The sequence below is a fragment of the Paenibacillus sp. FSL K6-2524 genome, assembly GCF_038005525.1.
GTDB lineage: Bacteria > Bacillota > Bacilli > Paenibacillales > Paenibacillaceae > Fontibacillus > Fontibacillus anaericanus.
Genome location: NZ_JBBOSP010000001.1, coordinates 5,061,786 through 5,079,787, shown reverse-complemented (window position 1 = coordinate 5,079,787; position 18,002 = coordinate 5,061,786). Strand labels below are relative to the sequence as shown.

The 18,002-nt window shown below is 44.4% G+C and carries 16 protein-coding genes; 12 read left to right on the top strand and 4 right to left on the bottom strand.

Annotated elements, in window-relative coordinates; translation table 11 throughout:
• Positions 1-171 precede the first annotated feature (171 nt).
• From NST85_RS23475 to NST85_RS23460, 4 genes are all read left to right on the top strand, one after another.
• Positions 172-1,953, top strand: a complete 1,782-nt coding sequence (locus NST85_RS23475) for a flavocytochrome c (protein WP_341190549.1) — start codon at positions 172-174, stop codon at positions 1,951-1,953.
• A gap of 401 nt (positions 1,954-2,354) precedes the next feature.
• Positions 2,355-3,761 (top strand): DEAD/DEAH box helicase, encoded by a 1,407-nt coding sequence (locus NST85_RS23470; protein ID WP_341190548.1) that lies wholly within the window; start codon positions 2,355-2,357, stop codon positions 3,759-3,761.
• A 25-nt stretch (positions 3,762-3,786) separates the two neighbouring features.
• On the top strand, positions 3,787-4,533 hold the full coding sequence (locus NST85_RS23465; RefSeq protein ID WP_127190241.1) for an ABC transporter ATP-binding protein: 747 nt from the start codon (positions 3,787-3,789) through the stop codon (positions 4,531-4,533).
• A 3-nt stretch (positions 4,534-4,536) separates the two neighbouring features.
• On the top strand, positions 4,537-5,751 hold the full coding sequence (locus NST85_RS23460) for an ABC transporter permease (RefSeq protein WP_127190240.1): 1,215 nt from the start codon (positions 4,537-4,539) through the stop codon (positions 5,749-5,751).
• Positions 5,752-5,824: 73 nt separating this feature from the next.
• On the opposite strand, the gene NST85_RS23455 is transcribed toward NST85_RS23460, so the two are convergent.
• Both NST85_RS23455 and NST85_RS23450 read right to left on the bottom strand, forming a co-directional pair.
• The gene (locus NST85_RS23455; RefSeq protein WP_341190547.1) at positions 5,825-5,941 is read right to left on the bottom strand and encodes a YjcZ family sporulation protein; all 117 of its coding nucleotides are present in this window, start codon (positions 5,939-5,941) and stop codon (positions 5,825-5,827) included.
• 103 nt (positions 5,942-6,044) lie between these two features.
• On the bottom strand, positions 6,045-7,343 hold the full coding sequence (locus NST85_RS23450; protein WP_127190239.1) for an aminotransferase class I/II-fold pyridoxal phosphate-dependent enzyme: 1,299 nt from the start codon (positions 7,341-7,343) through the stop codon (positions 6,045-6,047).
• A 224-nt stretch (positions 7,344-7,567) separates the two neighbouring features.
• Here NST85_RS23450 and NST85_RS23445 point away from each other — a divergent pair, with 224 nt between their 5' ends.
• Positions 7,568-8,353 carry a helix-turn-helix domain-containing protein gene (locus tag NST85_RS23445; RefSeq protein ID WP_127190238.1) on the top strand — a complete coding sequence of 262 codons (786 nt, stop codon included), beginning with the start codon at positions 7,568-7,570 and terminating at the stop codon, positions 8,351-8,353.
• Between the two features lie 174 nt (positions 8,354-8,527).
• Positions 8,528-9,496 (top strand): hypothetical protein, encoded by a 969-nt coding sequence (locus NST85_RS23440; protein ID WP_341190546.1) that lies wholly within the window; start codon positions 8,528-8,530, stop codon positions 9,494-9,496.
• A gap of 76 nt (positions 9,497-9,572) precedes the next feature.
• On the opposite strand, the gene asd is transcribed toward NST85_RS23440, so the two are convergent.
• Positions 9,573-10,388, bottom strand: a complete 816-nt coding sequence (gene asd / locus NST85_RS23435; RefSeq protein ID WP_127190236.1) for an archaetidylserine decarboxylase — start codon at positions 10,386-10,388, stop codon at positions 9,573-9,575.
• A gap of 179 nt (positions 10,389-10,567) precedes the next feature.
• Here asd and NST85_RS29400 point away from each other — a divergent pair, with 179 nt between their 5' ends.
• Genes NST85_RS29400 through NST85_RS23420 form a run of 4 tightly spaced genes read left to right on the top strand, consistent with a single transcriptional unit; the run spans position 10,568 to position 13,750 of the window.
• A complete protein-coding gene (locus tag NST85_RS29400; protein ID WP_425464312.1) occupies positions 10,568-10,723 on the top strand; it encodes a hypothetical protein in 156 nt (51 codons plus the stop codon).
• Positions 10,724-10,754: 31 nt separating this feature from the next.
• Entirely contained in the window at positions 10,755-11,360 is a 606-nt protein-coding gene (locus tag NST85_RS23430) for an ECF transporter S component (RefSeq protein WP_127190235.1), read from the top strand.
• Positions 11,361-11,363: 3 nt separating this feature from the next.
• Positions 11,364-12,950 (top strand): ABC transporter ATP-binding protein, encoded by a 1,587-nt coding sequence (locus NST85_RS23425; protein WP_341190545.1) that lies wholly within the window; start codon positions 11,364-11,366, stop codon positions 12,948-12,950.
• Positions 12,947-13,750 (top strand): energy-coupling factor transporter transmembrane component T family protein, encoded by an 804-nt coding sequence (locus NST85_RS23420; RefSeq protein WP_127190234.1) that lies wholly within the window; start codon positions 12,947-12,949, stop codon positions 13,748-13,750. The genes NST85_RS23425 and NST85_RS23420 overlap by 4 nt, the downstream gene beginning before the upstream one ends.
• 122 nt (positions 13,751-13,872) lie before the next feature.
• On the opposite strand, the gene NST85_RS23415 is transcribed toward NST85_RS23420, so the two are convergent.
• Positions 13,873-14,997, bottom strand: coding sequence for a YheC/YheD family endospore coat-associated protein (locus NST85_RS23415; RefSeq protein WP_127190233.1), 1,125 nt, complete (start codon positions 14,995-14,997; stop codon positions 13,873-13,875).
• Positions 14,998-15,257: 260 nt separating this feature from the next.
• On the opposite strand from NST85_RS23415, the gene NST85_RS23410 reads away from it, so the two are divergent.
• Both NST85_RS23410 and NST85_RS23405 read left to right on the top strand, forming a co-directional pair.
• The gene (locus tag NST85_RS23410) at positions 15,258-16,415 is read left to right on the top strand and encodes a glycosyltransferase family 4 protein (RefSeq protein WP_127190232.1); all 1,158 of its coding nucleotides are present in this window, start codon (positions 15,258-15,260) and stop codon (positions 16,413-16,415) included.
• Between the two features lie 100 nt (positions 16,416-16,515).
• Positions 16,516-17,928: a deoxyguanosinetriphosphate triphosphohydrolase family protein gene (locus tag NST85_RS23405; protein ID WP_127190231.1), complete on the top strand. Its 1,413-nt coding sequence runs from the start codon at positions 16,516-16,518 to the stop codon at positions 17,926-17,928.
• The last annotated feature ends 74 nt before the right edge of the window (positions 17,929-18,002 follow it).

Sequence of the window (18,002 nt, the reverse complement as noted above, 5' to 3'; positions counted from 1 at the left end):
TCTTTATTACATCATGTTGTACGCAAGCTTCAAATGAAAAGAATCACTTGTCCAAAATGTATAAAGAAAAACTGAAATGTGCAAATACTTTTAGTGGTTTATCCCCTACAATAAACATTGTACATTTTTTCACAATATAAAAATTCTAGTATAAGTATCAGGGGAGGAACTATGAGAAGACACACGGGAAGAATATTATCAATTATTATGGTGCTGGCGCTTATATTCACGATGACCGCTTGCGGCTCTAAGAAAAACTCAAAGGAAGCAGCTGATGGAACGACGACTGCGATTGGGGTAGGTAGTGGGAAACACGGAGACATAAAAGTTGAGGTAAGCTTTATGGATGGGAAAATTATCGAAGTGAAGGTTCTGGAACAGAAGGAAAATGAAGTTCTCGCGGAGCCTGTATATACTCAGTTGAAGGAAACCGTGATGCAGGCTAATAGCGTAGAAGTGGATGTTATTAGCGGATCTAGTGTGACAAGTAAAGGATATCTAGATGCGATTCAGGATGCGATCGTTAAATCGGGGATTGCACTGGTAGCAGGCAGCGCAGTAGCAGACACTAAACAGACTGAAGAGTCGGAGCAAACATACGACGTCGTCGTTATCGGTGCGGGTGGTGCCGGATTTAGTGCCGCACTCGAAGCAGGAGAGGCAGGGAAAAGTGTAGTTATATTGGAGAAGATGCCGACAGTTGGTGGCAACACGCTAATCTCCGGTGGGGAGATGAATGCTCCTGATAACTGGGTTCAGCATGCACTTGGTATAACCGATGATAGCGCAGAATTATTTTATGAGGATACGATGAAGGGTGGCGATAATCTGGGCCAACCTGAAATCGTAAAGATTCTATCCGAGAAATCACTGGGTTCAGCCGAATGGTTACGTGACGTGGTAAAAGTTGAGTTCTTACCAGATCACCTCTTCCAGTTCGGGGGGCATTCTCGTAAACGTGCACTTATTCCTGTCGGTCATACAGGAGCGGAATTGATTACTAAGCTTAAGACCAAGGCTGGAGAACTTGGAATTACTATAAAGACGAACATGAAGGCTGAGCAACTGCTGACAGATGAGAGCGGTAGAGTAGTCGGAGTTGAAGCTAGTACGAATGGTCAAAAAGTGACCTTCCGCGCTAACAAAGGCGTTATAATGGCGACCGGCGGATTTGGCTCTAATATAGAGATGCGTAAGAAATATAATCCTGAGTTGGATGAGAGCTATATGTCTACGGACACGCAAGGAACGACCGGTGATGGAATTATCATGGCACAAGAAATTAACGCAGATATTACGAACATGGAGAATATACAAACTTATCCGATTTGTAACCCGATTACTGGTGTGATCTCACTTGTGGCCGATTCTCGGTTCGATGGTGCGATATTGATTAACCAAGGGGGAACACGGTTTGTGGAGGAATTGGAACGACGGGATGTAATATCTAAGGCTATTCTGGCACAAGAAGGCCGCTACGCATACCAATTCTGGAATCAGGAAATCGCCGATATCGGTAAGACGATCGAAGTCCATAAAGATGAATATGAACAATTAATTAAGGAAGGGCTACTCTATAAGGCTGACACTATTGAAGATGCAGCTAATTTTTTCAAAGTTGATGCAAAGACATTGAAAGAGACTATTAGTAAAGTTAATGAGTATGCGAAGACAGGTAAGGATCTTGATTACAACCATCGCGGCGGGTTAGTGTCGCTGGAAAAAGGTCCATATTATATTCAAAAAGCGGTTCCATCGGTCCATCATACAATGGGTGGATTGGTTATTGATACAAAGGCACATGTTCTGACGACGGAAGGCGAGATTATTCCTGGATTATACGCTGCGGGAGAAGTGACGGGAGTTGTTCACGGTGCTAACCGTCTGGGCGGAAATGCCATTTCTGATGTTATCACTTTTGGTCGGATTGCGGGTCAAGAGGTAGCAAAGTAAATATAATTACAGAATGATTTTTTGATAATTGGACTGGGCAAAGGGAATATCCTTGCCTGGTCCATTTGCTCGTTCTCTTGCTGCTTTTGATTATCATTTGGTGTAGCTTGGGTTTATGACATATAATGAAAATAATGATTTCTAGAAGTGCGGTGAGAAAATTACAGCTATGAATACCATTTGATCCTTCGATCGTTGTTGCAGTTGGATTATTTGATTTAATTAACCGGAAATGGTAATAATCCGACTGCAAAGACGAACGCTGACGCTTCTCCAGATTCAAACGGTTTCTTCGCCTCTTGATTACCGCACTTCTAGAAGTGGGCGAGGAAGCAGAGACAGCTCGTGTCCTTATTACAACTACGCTTACGAGACTACTATTGAATAAAGGATGAATATAAATGACAATGATTACTTTTGCTGGACTCGGGATCAGCGAGCCGCTTGCGGCTAAACTGGCAGAGTACGGTATTATTGAACCGTCACCGGTACAGGCGGAGACGATTCCTGCTGCTTTGGAAGGTCGTGATGTGCTTGCCCAGTCGCAGACGGGAACTGGGAAGACGCTGGCTTATCTTCTACCATTGTTGCAGAGAATAAATCCTGAGGAGAAGACGTTGCAAGGATTGATTCTTGCACCTACCCAGGAACTAGCTATACAGATACTTAGAGAAGCAGAGAAGTATGGAGAAGCACTGGGTGTTCAAGTCCAAGCCCTTATTGGTGGGGCAGCGATCAAACGGCAGATAGAGCGATTGAGACTACATCCTCAATTGGTAGTGGGAACGCCGGGTAGAATCCGTGAAATCGTGGCCTTGCGTAAGTTGAAGCTTCATACAGTGCGGACGGTCGTTGTGGACGAGGTAGATCAAATGTTCCAACTCGGCGGAACGACGGAATTGGAGCATATTCTACGCGGGACCCTTCGGGAACGGCAGCTTATGTTTCTTTCAGCGACGATCAATCCACAGATTCGGGCGATGGCAGCACGTGAGATGAAAGATCAAGTCGTGGTTGGTATAGAGCCTGAGCAGCGGACTTCGAAAAGTCTGGAACATGTATATTTCATCTGTGATGAGCGGGACAAAATCGATACATTGCGGCGGATTGTACGTCACTATAATCCCGCAAGGACGATAGTGTTTATTAACAATACGGATAATATTACAGAAGTGGAAGCCAAAATGAATCACGTCGGATTGAGTGCCGGTGCACTGTATGGCGATGCGGATAAAACAGCAAGAAGCCTGACACTTCAACGCTTCCGTGATGGAAAGCATAAAGTGCTTGTTGCAAGTGACGTGGCTGCTCGCGGGTTAGATATCGAGGATTTGGCCTTAATTGTTAACTTGGATCCCCCTATTGATTCCGAACATTATGTACACCGAGCTGGTCGTACGGGACGAATGGGCAATAAAGGACTAGCTGTATCCATTGTCACACCCAAAGAAGAGTTTATTATGCGTAAATTTTCTAAGGAATTGGGTATAGAGATTACGTCTTTAACCATGTATGCCGGAAAAGTTATGGAACCACAAAGTGGCATGGTTGGACGTGATAAGAGTTTCGGCAGTTCAGGGGATAAGACAAGACCTAGTGGTAGAGATGAGAAGAGTCCTGTGAGAAAATCGGATGTAGCTCGCACATCAGCGACTCGTCCTTCAAGTCGACCAGCGAAACCGAAAGCTTCTACGACTGCTGATAAGCGGAGTGGGACTCCAAATGGTGCACGCAAGAGAGACCGCGACCTAGATCGTAAGAACAAAGGGGCTCCGAAGTGGCTCAAGAATAAACCGCCTCGTGATTAGAAGATAAGTTAAGGGGGAGTAAGCGTTGAGTGAAACGCCTATTTTGCAAATTGAAGAGCTCAGCGGCGGATACAGTCTGGGCCGTCCAGTACTACACGACATTAGCTTTGAAGTGAAGCCAGGGGAAATGGTTGGCCTCATTGGGTTGAATGGCGCGGGGAAAAGCACGACGATGAAGCATATTCTCGGTCTAATGGCGCCTCATCATGGCGGCATTCTAGTCAATGGGAGAACAAGGGATGAGGAGCCAGAGGCCTATCAAGCTTCACTTGCTTTTGTCCCTGAGTCTCCTCTGCTCTATGAGGAATTAACGGTAAGGGAGCACTTGGAGTTTGCAGCTCGTGCTTATGGTGTGGAACCGGAAGCTTATAAAGAGCGTTCGGAGAGGTTGTTGAAGTTGTTTCATATGGAGGAGAAGGCAGATAGCCTGTCGATTCACTTGTCCAAAGGGATGAAGCAGAAGGTAATGATCATGTGTGCATTCGTTGCACGTCCACCATTATATATTATCGATGAACCGTTTCTTGGACTGGATCCACTGGGTATCCGCTCTTTGCTCGATTTCATGCTGGAAATGAAGGAAAGCGGGTCTTCAATCTTACTCAGTTCACACATCTTGTCGACAATTGAAAATTATTGTGATCGCTTTATCGTGCTTCACCGAGGAGCTGTTATTGCCCAAGGGACGCTGAAGGAGATTGCAGAGCAAGCGAAGACACCGGGGGCATCACTGGAAAATATTTTCTATGCCTTGGTTAAGGACGAGGTTTAGTTTATGGAGCTCAAAGCGCTGCGTAGTCGGCGCAAAGCGTCGTTTTGGAGTAAGGTGCTCCCCTATTTTCCTTATGTAATGCAAAGTGGGGTTGCTGTTCTACTCCTTCTGTTGTTTATTGCCTTCTCTGCTTGGTATACATCATTTCTACTGGACTTGCCGCCCGGACTACCTGTCCGTTGGATTATGTTAATTCTGCTCGGACCGCTTACGGTGTATTCCGGATTTCGGACCTATGTGCAGCAGGCGGATCTAATTTTCCTGCTCCCTCAGGAAACAAGAATGAAAGAGTATTTGTCTCCCGCTTACCGCAGCGGAATTATCTATAAGTTGTTTGGGCTCTATATTCTTCTATTGACACTCTGGCCGCTCTATATTCGTGGCGGAATTTATACACAACCTCTTTGGCTCATGCTTATCGTTTTGCTGTGGCTGAAACTTTTAAGTGGTTATGGTGCATGGCAGGAACTGAGGATTACAACACCAAGGGCTAGAGGCGGCTACCGCTTGCTACGTTGGTGTTTCATTCTTCTGATACTGGCAGCCTGGTTGTGGCAACCGGCGTGGAAGAGTGCCCTCTTTATGGTGCTGGTTAGCGTGAATTACATCCTGGCGCTTCGTTTTCCAATGAAGCATGCTGTTCCATGGGAGAACTTGATTGCTACCGAGAAGGCGGGAAGTGCAAGGGTTATGCTATTACTAGGTTGGTTCGTCGATGTATCTGCGGAGGGTCAGAAAGTGATCAGACGTCGCTGGTTATCTAAGCTGGGAAATGGGGTTCCATGGGAGAGGAAGACTTCCTATCGTTTCCTTCTTACTAAGACGCTTATGCGCAGTGAACTACTCGGCATTGTAACTAGACTTACCTTGCTTGGAATGATCGTCACCGGATGGAATGGGGACTCTTGGATTGGGACTGCGTTATATTTGTTTTTTATTTTTCTGATAGGAACGCAGCTAACAACGCTACGCCATGTTCATCACGATTCCCCTGCCGCTTTGTATTATCCAATCCCCGAAGGTGTTCGAATGAACACTGTACTTCGGTTGACGTCACGTCTGCTCCTTGGAATTAGTGTTCTGATGTGGGTACCAATGGTCGTTGTTCCGGGTGGGAGTCTTCTGCTTACGCTTGGAACACTTGTCGCCGGTATCTTGCTAGTCTTAGCTCTACGAGCAACCTGGTCTCGTAAATGGAGTAAGGAAGAGGAAGACTGAATCCAAGAAAATAAAGAACGGATCTTTTCCCTGGTTATAGGGAAAGATCCGTTCTTTGATTTGTATTAGTTACTTAGATGAACGCACGACTTACGATTACTAAGAGAATAAAAAGAACCAAGATTACACCTGTGCTAGTAAGGCCGCCACAGCCACAACCGCCTCGAACATCTTCTACGATCCCACTCATATACATTCCCCTTTCCAAGTTGAAAAGATATGTTCTTACACCGTAGTGTATGATAGGGCAAAGTGTCATGCTTGGGCCATTGTCCGGTTCATAAATTGGTTATTTAAATTTTTTGAAGGTCTAGTACACCTTTGTAAACAAGGTCAAATAGTTCCTCCAAGTTCTCCTCAGCGATACAAGAGAAAGCGATCCGTAGATCTTGATCACCAAGTGCGATTGTACCAACGCCATATTCATAAATCAAATGTTGGCGCAATGCATCAGCGTTAACCGTTTTTAACTTAAGACACATGAAGTATCCTGAGTTGAAGGGATAGTATTCCCAGACATCGCCGTATTTTCCGCTATCAAGCAGTGATTTGACCTTATTGGCCCGACCCTTCATGATGACGAACTTCTCTGCTTTCTGTGACTCAAACTCGGGCGATTTCAGCGCTCTTAGTACGAACGACTGCGACGGATGAGAACAACTGGAGATAGTAGCCCGGATAATCCCAAGCGTTTTTTGCTCAAGTGCAGTAAGGACTTCTGCTTGCTCAGCAGCGAATGTGATGAAACCTACACGGAAGCCCCATACGAATTCTTCCTTGGTTGCGCCATCTACTTTCACTGGAAGGATGCGAGGATGAAGACCAGCTAATTTGCCGAATAATGACTCGGTCAACGAATCCTCAAAGAACAATCCGAAATAGGCATCATCCGTGACAACCACGACATTAATGCCAGCTTCTGCAGCTTTAACCAAGGCAGCTACGATCTCTTCTCCCTCCTTCACACCCGGTGTATATCCAGTTGGGTTATTAGGGAAGTTCAGGATGACAACGGCTTTGCCTTTATCTTTTTGCGCTAGTAGAGCTTCTTCAAGCCCTGCACTATTAAATGTCATATCTTCAGTAAATAGTGGATAATTGATAATTGACCCATGACGACGGATACCGAATGTCAGTTCATAGTTTTCCCAATTTTTATCAGGATAGATGACAGCATCTCCTTCATCAACAAACAAGTCAGCCACAATACTGAGACCGTGAGTGAGCGCGTTTGTGACGACAGGGTTACCGAAGGATTTGTCCGCAAGTGCTGGATTTTCCTGAATCATTTTGTCCCGCCATACTGTTCTAAGTTCTGGCTTTCCCGCAGGTGGGGCATAGGGATACAAGTCTTGTGGTTTATATGCAGAAAGTGTTTCTTGAATAGTAGCCAGATGCATAGGGCCACCATTTTCCGTGGCAATCCCGATTGTGGCATTAAATTTCTTAGCGTTTGCAGTGGCTTCTGCTGATTGGCTTAGAATGCCTTCTTTAGGGAAATAAATCTCTTTGCCGAGGGTAGATAACATTTCATATACATGGTTATTGCCAGACTTCAAGTTCTGATTCAACTGCTCCGCAAGTGGGTTCATTACATTTCATCCTTCCGATCGGTTTGGTATGGGCAATGCCGTTTTAACTGCCTAACATTATAACATCTCGCTATGGGTAACGTCACGATCAAAACGTACGGTAATAAGAACGAAGTAATACAAAAATATTATAAGAGTTTGGAGTTTACGGTTATAATATAAATTGATAGAAAGACATCTGTTATTAAGATTATTCATTCATTTATTTTCTGGGAGGTAAGAACATGCTTCACGTTTCACCAACCTCATTTATATTGAAGCCAGCCTTTGCTAAAATTGTCTGTGAACCGGGGTGGAAATGGCGTAAGCGGGAGATTCCGCTACAAAACTATGATTTGTTCTACGTATGGAGTGGGGAAGGTACGATTATTCTGAATGGTCAATCTTTTCCGGTTAGCAAAGGAAGTTGTTTCCTGTTCCGTCGTGGGGATTATACGACCGCTACACACAATCCACAACGACCGCTAGTTCTTACCTATATCCACTTTGATATCAGTGAACCTGTTACGGAAATACCAGGCTCATATCGTGTTCTAGGGGAGACGCTCGATTTTGAATACATGTTGGCAAGATATGTCCGTCTATTTCTCGTAAATGCATATGCCGCAGAAGAAGAAGCAAGGCTGATTCTGAAGCAATTGCTAATTCATCTACTGCGAGAGGAACGTCAGGTTCCAGTAGAGAAGAAAGTCAGCAACCAATTAAATGAAGTTATTCACGAGGTGGCGAATTATGTAGTTCAGCATCCCGGACTTCCCCATAAAGTTGAGGATTTAGCAGCTCGAGCAGGATTATCACCACGTTATTTTTCAATTAAATTCAAGGAAATTGTTGGCCTGTCGGTGCAATCTTACATAATTAAATCAAGAATAGATCGAGCGCAGCATTTACTGCTACATGCGGGTATGAATGTAACTGAAGTTGCAGATGCCTTGGGATATCGCGATATCTTTTTCTTTAGTCGTCAGTTTAAGCAATACACAGGTAAAAGCCCTTCCGAGATCAGATAATCTAGAGTAGCGAGCTTACAGAAAATAACTTCTTCGTGAATTTCTCCCCCGTCTAAGGTCTAGCTAGAGTCTTAGTCTTCGGCCTGTGGTGCATTAACTATTGTGTTATATACTGGAAGTAGTGATTGCCGCCAAGCTGCGGTAGGCAAAAGAAATATACAGGGGGAGAACTATATGAGGAAATATCATAAATCAGTTTGGATTTGTGGAGTTATTTTACTAGTTTTATTGGCTGGTTGTGAGGGACAGTCTGGTAAGACTAACAATACAGTAGGGGAAGCTATCGAGGATGTGTCAAAATCTACAGAAGAAAATATAGCAGGCGTATTTCAATCGTTTGGAGAAAAGGTAGGAGAAGTAGTAGGCGAAGCGACATCTGCTCTTGGAGAAGGAGTACAAAACACGTCGTTGGAACTCGGTAAGGAACTGAGAAAAGAAGGGGTTTCTAAAGAACTTTCTGTGACGCAAGAGGTCCTTGCAATATCCGAGCTTCAAATCGATCATGCAGTTGGGAATATCGAGGTGAAGGCGGCAGCTGGAGACAAAATTATTGTGGATGCTGTGATATGGGCTGGAAATAACGCAAGTGAAAAGGCTAAGATTCAAAAAATATTCGATCAAGCTGAGGTTTCTGTCACTGTAAGTGGAGATCAGTTGAAGATTAACACGCATCCTAAGGGTAAACCTGAGCTTAACTTATGGGACTGGGCCCAGGGTAAATACGGATTATCAAAGTTTATAATTGACTATACTGTACAGGTTCCCTCGAATGTCGATAGATTTAATATTATAAATAACGTTGGAAATATTAACGTGTATGATTTAAAGGGGACATATCTCTTGCATAATGATGTGGGTCTAACAACGATTGAAGAGGCACAGATTATCGGTGAGTCCTCCGTGGTATCCGAAACGGGGAGTGTTCAATTAGGTGTCGCTCAAATGGACAGCAGCAGTAGTCTTAAAGTGAAAGTCGCAGTCGGTAGTATTGACGTTACACTAGCGAGTTCTGTTCAATGCAATCTGACAGCTGAAAGCGATGTTGGGCACATAAAAGGAGTCTCGAAAGGAACAAACGAAATTAATGGTGGGGGTCCACTATTGTCGCTGACTTCTAATATAGGTTCGATTAATGTAAATTGAAATTATCCTAAAAAAGACCGTTTCTCCATATAGGGGAACGGTCTTTTGGGTATCTGTACTTAAATGTAAAATTTCATTATTCTTTATGATTTCTAGTAGAAGCAGGGACAGAATGAAAACTCCCTAGTTGCTCACCCATCTTTATCTTATGTCCGACTTCTAGATTTGGTAGTGGTTGGAATAAATTGCTATTCGTCAAGAGCACTACGGTTGAGCCAAATTCGAAATAGGCTAAGTCATCACCCTGATTCCATTGAGCACTCTGTTTATCTGTATATTTAATACTACTGACGTTCATGGCCCCAACTTTAACTAACGCTATTTCCCCATTCTCATGGGAAATATAAGTGATTAACCGTTCGTTGCGGCTCAGCACAGACCTCATGTTTCTCATTCCAAAGTCGTTAACGGGATATACTTTTCCTTTGATATGCTCGCTCTCGGATTTGACGCCCGATACCGGGGCGTGAATGCGATGATAGTCAGTTGGACTGAGGTAGAGCACAAATACGAATCCATGCTTATATATCTCCGCGCGGGGAGAATGATTGAGCAATTCATCTATGGAATAATCTTGGCCTTTCACATTAAGAATAGTGCCTGATTTAATTTCTCCCATGGCTGTAATTAGAGCATCCACCGGACTGACTAAGCTTGCTTCTTCTGAAAAGACCGGTCGCATTCCTGGCTTCAGCCTTCGAGTGAAGAATTCGTTCAGCGTGCGATACTCCCCAATTTCTTTCTCTGCCTCATGCAACGGAATACCGTAGGACTTAGCGAAGACGGGGATTATTAATCTACTCACTTTGGAATGTGAGAAAGCCCCAGTCAGTTGTGAGATCCATTTCCGGGAGGAAAGTTCAGTCATCCATTTCATCCAATTTGCGGTCAAATCGTATCCTCCTAATACCATAATGAACAAGAGCATTACTGCTATTTTCCACTTCCGCTTATATTGACATAGAATAGAGTGGAAATCAATAAGTAGAATCATTTCTTATTTTTTTACTTGCTAAATCTGGAAATGTTGTTGTATTGTAATATCAATCGAATAGGGATACGGGGGCTTGAGTGAATCAGGCTGAGATTACAGTATATTCCGCTGTGGACCGTCAATCTGAACTGGATAATGCCAGCGTAGAGAATCGAAAGTCCGGGATAACTATACCTTTGGACCTAGTAACCGTCTGTGCACATCCAGCCAGTCGGTTTTTTGTTGTGTTCTAATACGAACTATATTTGAAGGAGAGATGAGAAGATGCAAGAGCAAGTTATTCAGAAAAAAGGTCGTGGATTAAAGTTAAGCGACCTACTTGTCACGATTCTAATATCGATTGTACTTGGTGTGGTGTATCACTTCTGGGGTTCGGTCTATAATTTATTCTCACCGTTATTTCCACAGGCGGATGAAATCGTCTATGGCATGTGGTTTTTGGCACCAACACTTGTATTTCTGCTTATTCGGAAACCAGGTGTAGCGCTGATTGCCGAAATCGCGGCTGCCCATGTAGCGATTCTTTTTGGTAGTGAGTGGGGAATTCAACTTGTCATGTATGGTGTGCTTCAAGGACTTGGAGCTGAATTGGTATTTGCAGCGTTTCGCTATCGCAAATTTTCAGGTGCTGTTGCAGCCCTTGCAGGTATTGGTGCCGCGGTGGGGTCATTAATACCGGATATTTATTATGGATATGTAGCTGATTATGAAACTTGGTTGCTTATAGCAAAATATGCTATGCGTGCGCTCAGTTCAGCAGTTATCGCTGGATACCTAGCCTTTGCACTGGCCAAAGCAGTAGAAGCCACTGGGGTGACGAATCTTCTTCGCCCTGTAGCTGACAAAGATTACGCTGCGCTGAACGATTGACCGATGAATGTCCATCAAGAGAGTCTTAGCATTAAGGATAACAGCGAAGAGATGATTACGGATACTGTAGCGGAAGTACGTGATCTGAGGCTCAAATTTCCGGGTGAAACTTCGTTTGTGTTCAAGGATCTATCCTTTTCCGTTCGCCGCGGAGAGAAGATGTTGCTATTAGGTCCTAGTGGGAGTGGGAAATCAACGCTCCTGCAGGTGCTTTCGGGTATCATTCCTAACTTGATTGAGGTTCCTATGCGTTGTGCGGAGAAGATACTTCCACCTTCCTGGGGCTTATTGTTCCAGGATCCGGACACTCAGTTCTGTATGCCATATGTTGACGAAGAATTAGCGTTTGTACTCGAGAACTTGGCAGTGCCGCAATCAGAAATGTCTCAGCGTATGAAAGAGGTGCTTGAAAAAGTAGGTCTTCAGCTTGGAGAACTTCATGTTCCAATTGACTCACTGTCACAGGGTATGAAGCAGAGGTTAGCATTGGCTTCTGTGTTACTCAGTAATCCGGAGGTCTTGTTCCTCGATGAACCGTCAGCCCTGCTTGATCCGGAAGGTCGGAAGCAAATCTGGAAGTCTGTCCAAGCTATAGCAGAGAATCGAACTTTGATCATAGTGGAACACCGAATCGAAGAAATTATTGGGTTTGTGGACAAAGTAGTTTTGTTTAATCCGGATGGTCAAATTGTTGGGCAAGGCCATCCGCATGATGTGTTTCGTATTTTCCGGCGTGAGTTGCAAGAATACGGGATATGGTACCCTGGTGTGTGGAAGGATTTCTTGAGCTCCCCGGATGGACAGACGTTATCCGAATCAGTAAAACCGGCTTCAGTGGAAGAGATTTCTTCTATACCACATCTTGTATTAAGTGCCTTTCGTGGAATGAGATACGGAGGAACCGCTATTGAGGTCGACCATGCCGAAGTGTATCCTGGTGATTTTATTGCGATAACGGGACCAAATGGGGCCGGCAAAAGTTCGCTACTTCTTAGTCTCATGGGTTTATTAGCTGCAGAAGGAACCTACATATTGCGAGAAACACGAATGGATAAGCTGAAGAATCGCAAACGTAAATTTGAAATGGCCGCGCATGAGATTGGGTTCGTATTTCAAAATCCTGAGTTTCAATTTATTGCTGACCAAGTATCAGAAGAAATTATTTTTTCTTTGCGGGAAGAAGGCTTGACTGCTGAAGAGGTATCGACAAAGGTTGCCGAGATCTTAGTGCAGTTTGGTTTACAGGGGTTAGAGTATCGTCACCCTTATCAATTATCGCTTGGTCAGAAGCGAAGACTCAGTGTGGCAGGTGCAGCTGTTCTTAAGAAACCTCTGCTGCTACTGGACGAACCAACCTTTGGTCAAGATGCCGTAAATACATTTGCGATTCTTAAATTCTGTGAGGAAATGCGTTCCCAAGGTATGGCCATTATGATGGTGACCCATGAGGAAATGATTGCTGACACTGTCGCCACGCATCGGTGGGAAATAAGCGAGGGGCGTTTAGTATCGCAGCAAGTGACGAAGCGGGGAAGAAACAGGGATAACATGAATCTGATAGAACGTGTTGAAGGGAGCTTTAGTACATGAGGAAGTTTCTGACACCAAGAATAGTGACATGGCTGCATAGGGCCAATCCCGTCGCGAAGCTCACTCTAGTATTAGTGGCCTTTTTTATAACATTGTTTAGTCATAGTTTGGATTTTGTGTTCTACCAAGCGATTATTTATATCCTATTATTATTTGTACTAAGTGGTCACGCTCCATGGAAAGTACTGCTCATTATATTGCCTTTCTTGCTGGTATTTATATCTTCCTCGTCAACGATGATTCTTTTTGGAAAAGGGGATCATCTTTGGTGGGAATGGGGACTCATTCGCATATCGGAGGAGAGTTTTTATCGCGGGATTCACATCGGATTCAAGTCAGTGAGCTTTGCCGCCGAAGGCTTGTTATTTGTGTTGACGACCCCTTCGGTTGCCCTATTCTACGCTCTGATGCAAAAAGGGAAGCTCCCTCCTAAATATGCTTATAGTTTCATGGCTTCCATAAGACTACTTCCAATGGTGTGGGAGGAATACGAAATTCGCCGGAACGCATTGCGTATACGCGGAGTTAGGGCATCTCGAGGTATTCGGAGTTGGTACACACAGATTAAGCTTTATGCTGTGCCTTTACTGTCCCAGAGTATCCGCCGAGCACATCGTGTGGCTGTTGCGATGGAGACGAAGGCATTTGATGGAAAGCGCCCACGGACATACTATTACCCATCAACATTTTCGCGTTACGATTTGTTGGTCATTATCATTTTGTCTGGAGCAGTTGGAATCGCATATATAGCAGCATTAGAGTATCCGTTGTTTGGGATATTTGATGTAAGGTATCGTTAGAAAAAGTCCAAGTTCATACAGCTGAACTTGGACTTTTTTTGCTATTTAAAAAAGGATCAAGGGCTAGATACAATGACTGGTGTTAAGCCTAAAAATGTCCTCACTATACTTTGATTCTGGCTCTAATTTGGGTTAGCTTTACGAGCGTATAACGCTGATACGGTAGGGTTATCAAGTAAATACCGAGCGAAGGCCATCGGTCTGCGGTAGGTGTCTTTCCAAGTTTCGTTCAGCTCAGCTTTACGAAATCCGTAACGTTGATCACGTCCGTTGCATTCAATAAAGTAAGGACGTCCGTCCATTGTGAGACCAATATCCATGCCGAGGTCACCGAGAAGAGGTAATTGAGAGGATAAATGGGTGGCAACAGCCAGGGCAAGTGTCTTGACATGGGTGATGACGGTTGGAACAATATGTGGCGCAAAGACTTCGGTTAACAGCAAATCTACAGGGAATGCTCTTCCCCCTTTGGCGATGTTGGAAATGAAGCTCCCTTTTGGGGCGACTTTGGCAAATAATCCTGTGACTGTCCATTGTCCGGTAATTCCTCGTTGTACAGTTATGCGGATATCCAAGGGCCGAGACTCATATTCCGCAAGCGGAATGCGCTCCTGGATAAGATAGGGAACGTGTATGAGTAAACGCCGAGTCCAGACTGGGAGTTCCTCGCGTCTTAGTCTGGTAGTAGTCCATCCGTTTTTGCCTGAACGTGAGGGATGAATAAGAAACCAGCCATCTTTGTCACGCTTCAATCTTAGGATGCCGTGTCCAACGGATCCGCGAATTGGCTTTAGGATGAGGTCGGGATAGCGGCTCATCATCAACCGTAGTGAAGATGACGAAGCGGAGGTGGAATTGGGTAAATACTGGCAGATATAAGGATCATTCCACAACAGGCGGTGTACGACATCTTTGCTGTATCGATTGTTGACGTTATAAATGATCTTCCCTTGAGAAATGATATTGCGTATTTTCTGATGTGCTGAACGGTCGGCGTACAGAGCTCGGTTGTGAATGACAGCCGGTGTGGGGATTACAGACTTAACGTAATCATAGCCGTTAAATTTATAAGCTACGCTTACGCCTTTTCTTACGTCTATATCCCCCAAGCGAAGAAAACAAGGAATGAATCCGTATGTTTGTGCTGCTTCCTCATAGTTAGATATCGACTCCTGGCCGGTTCTCCGCTGGGGTATCCCCCGGTACATGCTAGTATTAAGCAGAATACCGACATGGTCCTGCCCCATGGATCTCCCTCCTTCTGATTTGGCGTCTTATGTCTTGGTTCAATTTATGTTCGTCCGCGAAAAATGGAGTGGACGACTGCTATGCGTCAGCAGCCTGTTTTGGAATATTGACCCTTATTAGTGTACTCAGCATTACTGGAGGTTTTGATTCAGTCACATTTCCCGGGCTAACTTCGTATATTTGAGAATAACTATGAATGTCGGATTCAAGAGATCGTATAGCGTAGTAAGGTAATTGTTTGTTGAGGGAGGGGTGTCTTATGGGAGAAAGGCAAAAGGTTGCGGTAATTACTCCAGGGTCGTTTGTTATACCATCAGGGCGTAGCAGCTCAGTCGAACGGGTAATAGAGAAGATAGTTCCACTAGCGGCTGAACAATTACAGATCAGGATTTATGGTCTGGCAGATGGACATCTTCCGGCCTATGGATTACTTGGCAACGTACCTTGTTATCGATTAACAGGAGGTCGTCGGTATGTTGATTCTATTTTGCGTCATCTACGTAAATGGCTTCCAGATACGGTAGATGTGCATAATCGTCCGCAGCTTGCTTATCAATTAAAAGCACGACTTCCATTAGCTCGTGTGTTCTTGACGTTGCATTCTACTACATTCATTTCCTCATCTAGCCAACCGGGATCTCGGACACTTCCTATGTTGGAAAGCGTGGATGGTCTGATCGTAAATAGTAAATATTTAAAAGATGAGATTATGCGAAGGTTTCCTTCTTTAACAACGCCGATATCGGTAAATCCTTTAGGTGTTAGTTTAGAGGACTTTGTACCACGGTGGTCGTTATCTGGAGAATTACTACGTGAGGCGCGACTTGCCGACTTTGGTTGGAACAACCGGAAGATTGTCCTATTCATTGGTCGTCTGCTTCCATCCAAGGGTGTACATCATCTATTAGAGGTATTTCCTACTGTTCTAGAGAAAGAAAAGGATGCTATGTTGGTCATTGTGGGGAGTGCATTTTATGGAGTGAATCGGGAGAGTGACTATGTACGGAAGTTGAAAGTGTTAGCAGAGCCGTACAAGGATCGTGTTGTCTTTCTTCCGTATGTGCCATATCCAAGAGTGGCAGACTGGTATAATCTAGCTGATATATTGGTTGTACCCTCTGGAGGTGAGGAAGCCTTCGGTTTGGTCAATGTAGAGGCGATGGCTTCCGCAGTTCCCGTCGTGGCAACGGGGGTAGGTGGTATTCCTGAGATTGTGATGGATGGTGTTACGGGTGTGCTGTTATCACCAGAAAAGCTGGATCCCGGTCTTGGGGATAGTATCCTGCGTCTGCTGGAAAGTGAGGAAGAGCGCAGAAGTATGGGGAGAGCGGGGAGAGAGTTAGCCCGTATTCGGTTTCGTTGGGAGCATACGTCAGATCGATGGGTGTCTATAATGAAGAGAAACCCTAGTAATTGAAGTACAGGTTCTTATGTATTAACAAATGACTTGAATTCACAGATGAAGATGTATATTTTAAGATAAAGGAATATTTCAGATGATAGAGAGGGTGCGGTTTATGAACATAAGTGCATTGAGACAGCATCGTCAACATCCCGACAATATCGGACAAGAGACCGCGCGGGCTACTTATGAACGCGATTATTCGCGGCTCATCCATTCTCCTACCTTCCGGCGCCTACAAGGCAAGTCTCAAATATTTGGGGCAGGAACAGGAGACTATTACCGGACGCGGTTAACGCATTCGCTGGAGGTGGCACAGATCGCCAGAGAAGCGGCGAGGAGCTTACTCCGTTCTTATCCAGAGATAGAGACAGGACAAGCGCTCCATCCGGGGCTGATTATTGATCCTGAGGTGGTCGAGTGCGCTGCAATTTGTCATGATTTCGGTCATCCACCGTTTGGTCATAAAGGTGAAGAGGTGCTACAAGGAATTCTTGAGCGAGTGATTCAAGACAAGATAGCGAAGGCTTTAGGAGATGGGCGGCAGCATTCACTCGAAGAGGCACAGGCGATCCGAGAGAATATACAGCGTCAATATGAACATTTTGAAGGTAACGCCCATAACTTTCGGTTGATTATGTTCCTAGAGAAACGGGAAAATATCGATGGGCTTAACTTGTCTGATGCGGTCTTATTAGGAACAAATAAATATCCATTTCCCGGTACGCTGAATAAGAAAGGTGTATATTTACGTGAATGGGAATATATATCGCAAATTCGTCAAATATGGGGAATCCCAGAGGGTAAGAAGACTCTAGAAGCTCAACTAATGGATCTATGCGATGATATCGCCTATTCCTCTCATGATCTGGAGGATGGCATTAAGGCTGGAAAGATTGAGGTTCATGAACATTTTATGGAGGATCCTTATATTTGCCGATTGATTGTTGAGAAAATTAAGACATTGGAGGACGCAGTCTGGGAGGGTTGGCAGGAGGAAGCCATAGGTATTAAAGTACGGGAAGTGTTATCTTCATTCCTGCAAGTCTGGAAGGCCAAGTTGCCGACATGTGGCAATGATATTTCCCGGACAAGACGTGAAGTTAAAGCCTACTGGGTTAGCCTATTTGTTAACCATCTTGGAGTTGTTAGTGATGGTGATTGGAAGAAGGTGACCTTCGTGTCGGAAGGTCAGGAGAACGAGGATATGCTTCGTACCGTTAGCGTATTGAAAAGTTTTGCGTGGGTGACTATGATTTCTGATTTAAGGGTGCAGCGATTACAGAAGCGAAGTGCTTGGATAATTAAACGTCTGTGGGATGCATTTATTGATTCAGATTCTTCAAGATCGATTATTCCGAGCGATTGGTTGATGCGGTTTGAGCAAGATCAACGAAGTGAAAGACCGATGTGGACATGGGAGCATATGGTTGTCGACTATATCGCTGGAATGACGGATGCTTATGCAGAGAAAGTGTATAACGAGCTCTACGGCTTGAAGGTAGGCTCCATATATGATCTCGACTGATAACAGATGTAGGTAGATTAGAATAAGGTTCGTGTGGTTAATTAGTACCTGAAAAAAAGCTTGCGGAAAGAGAA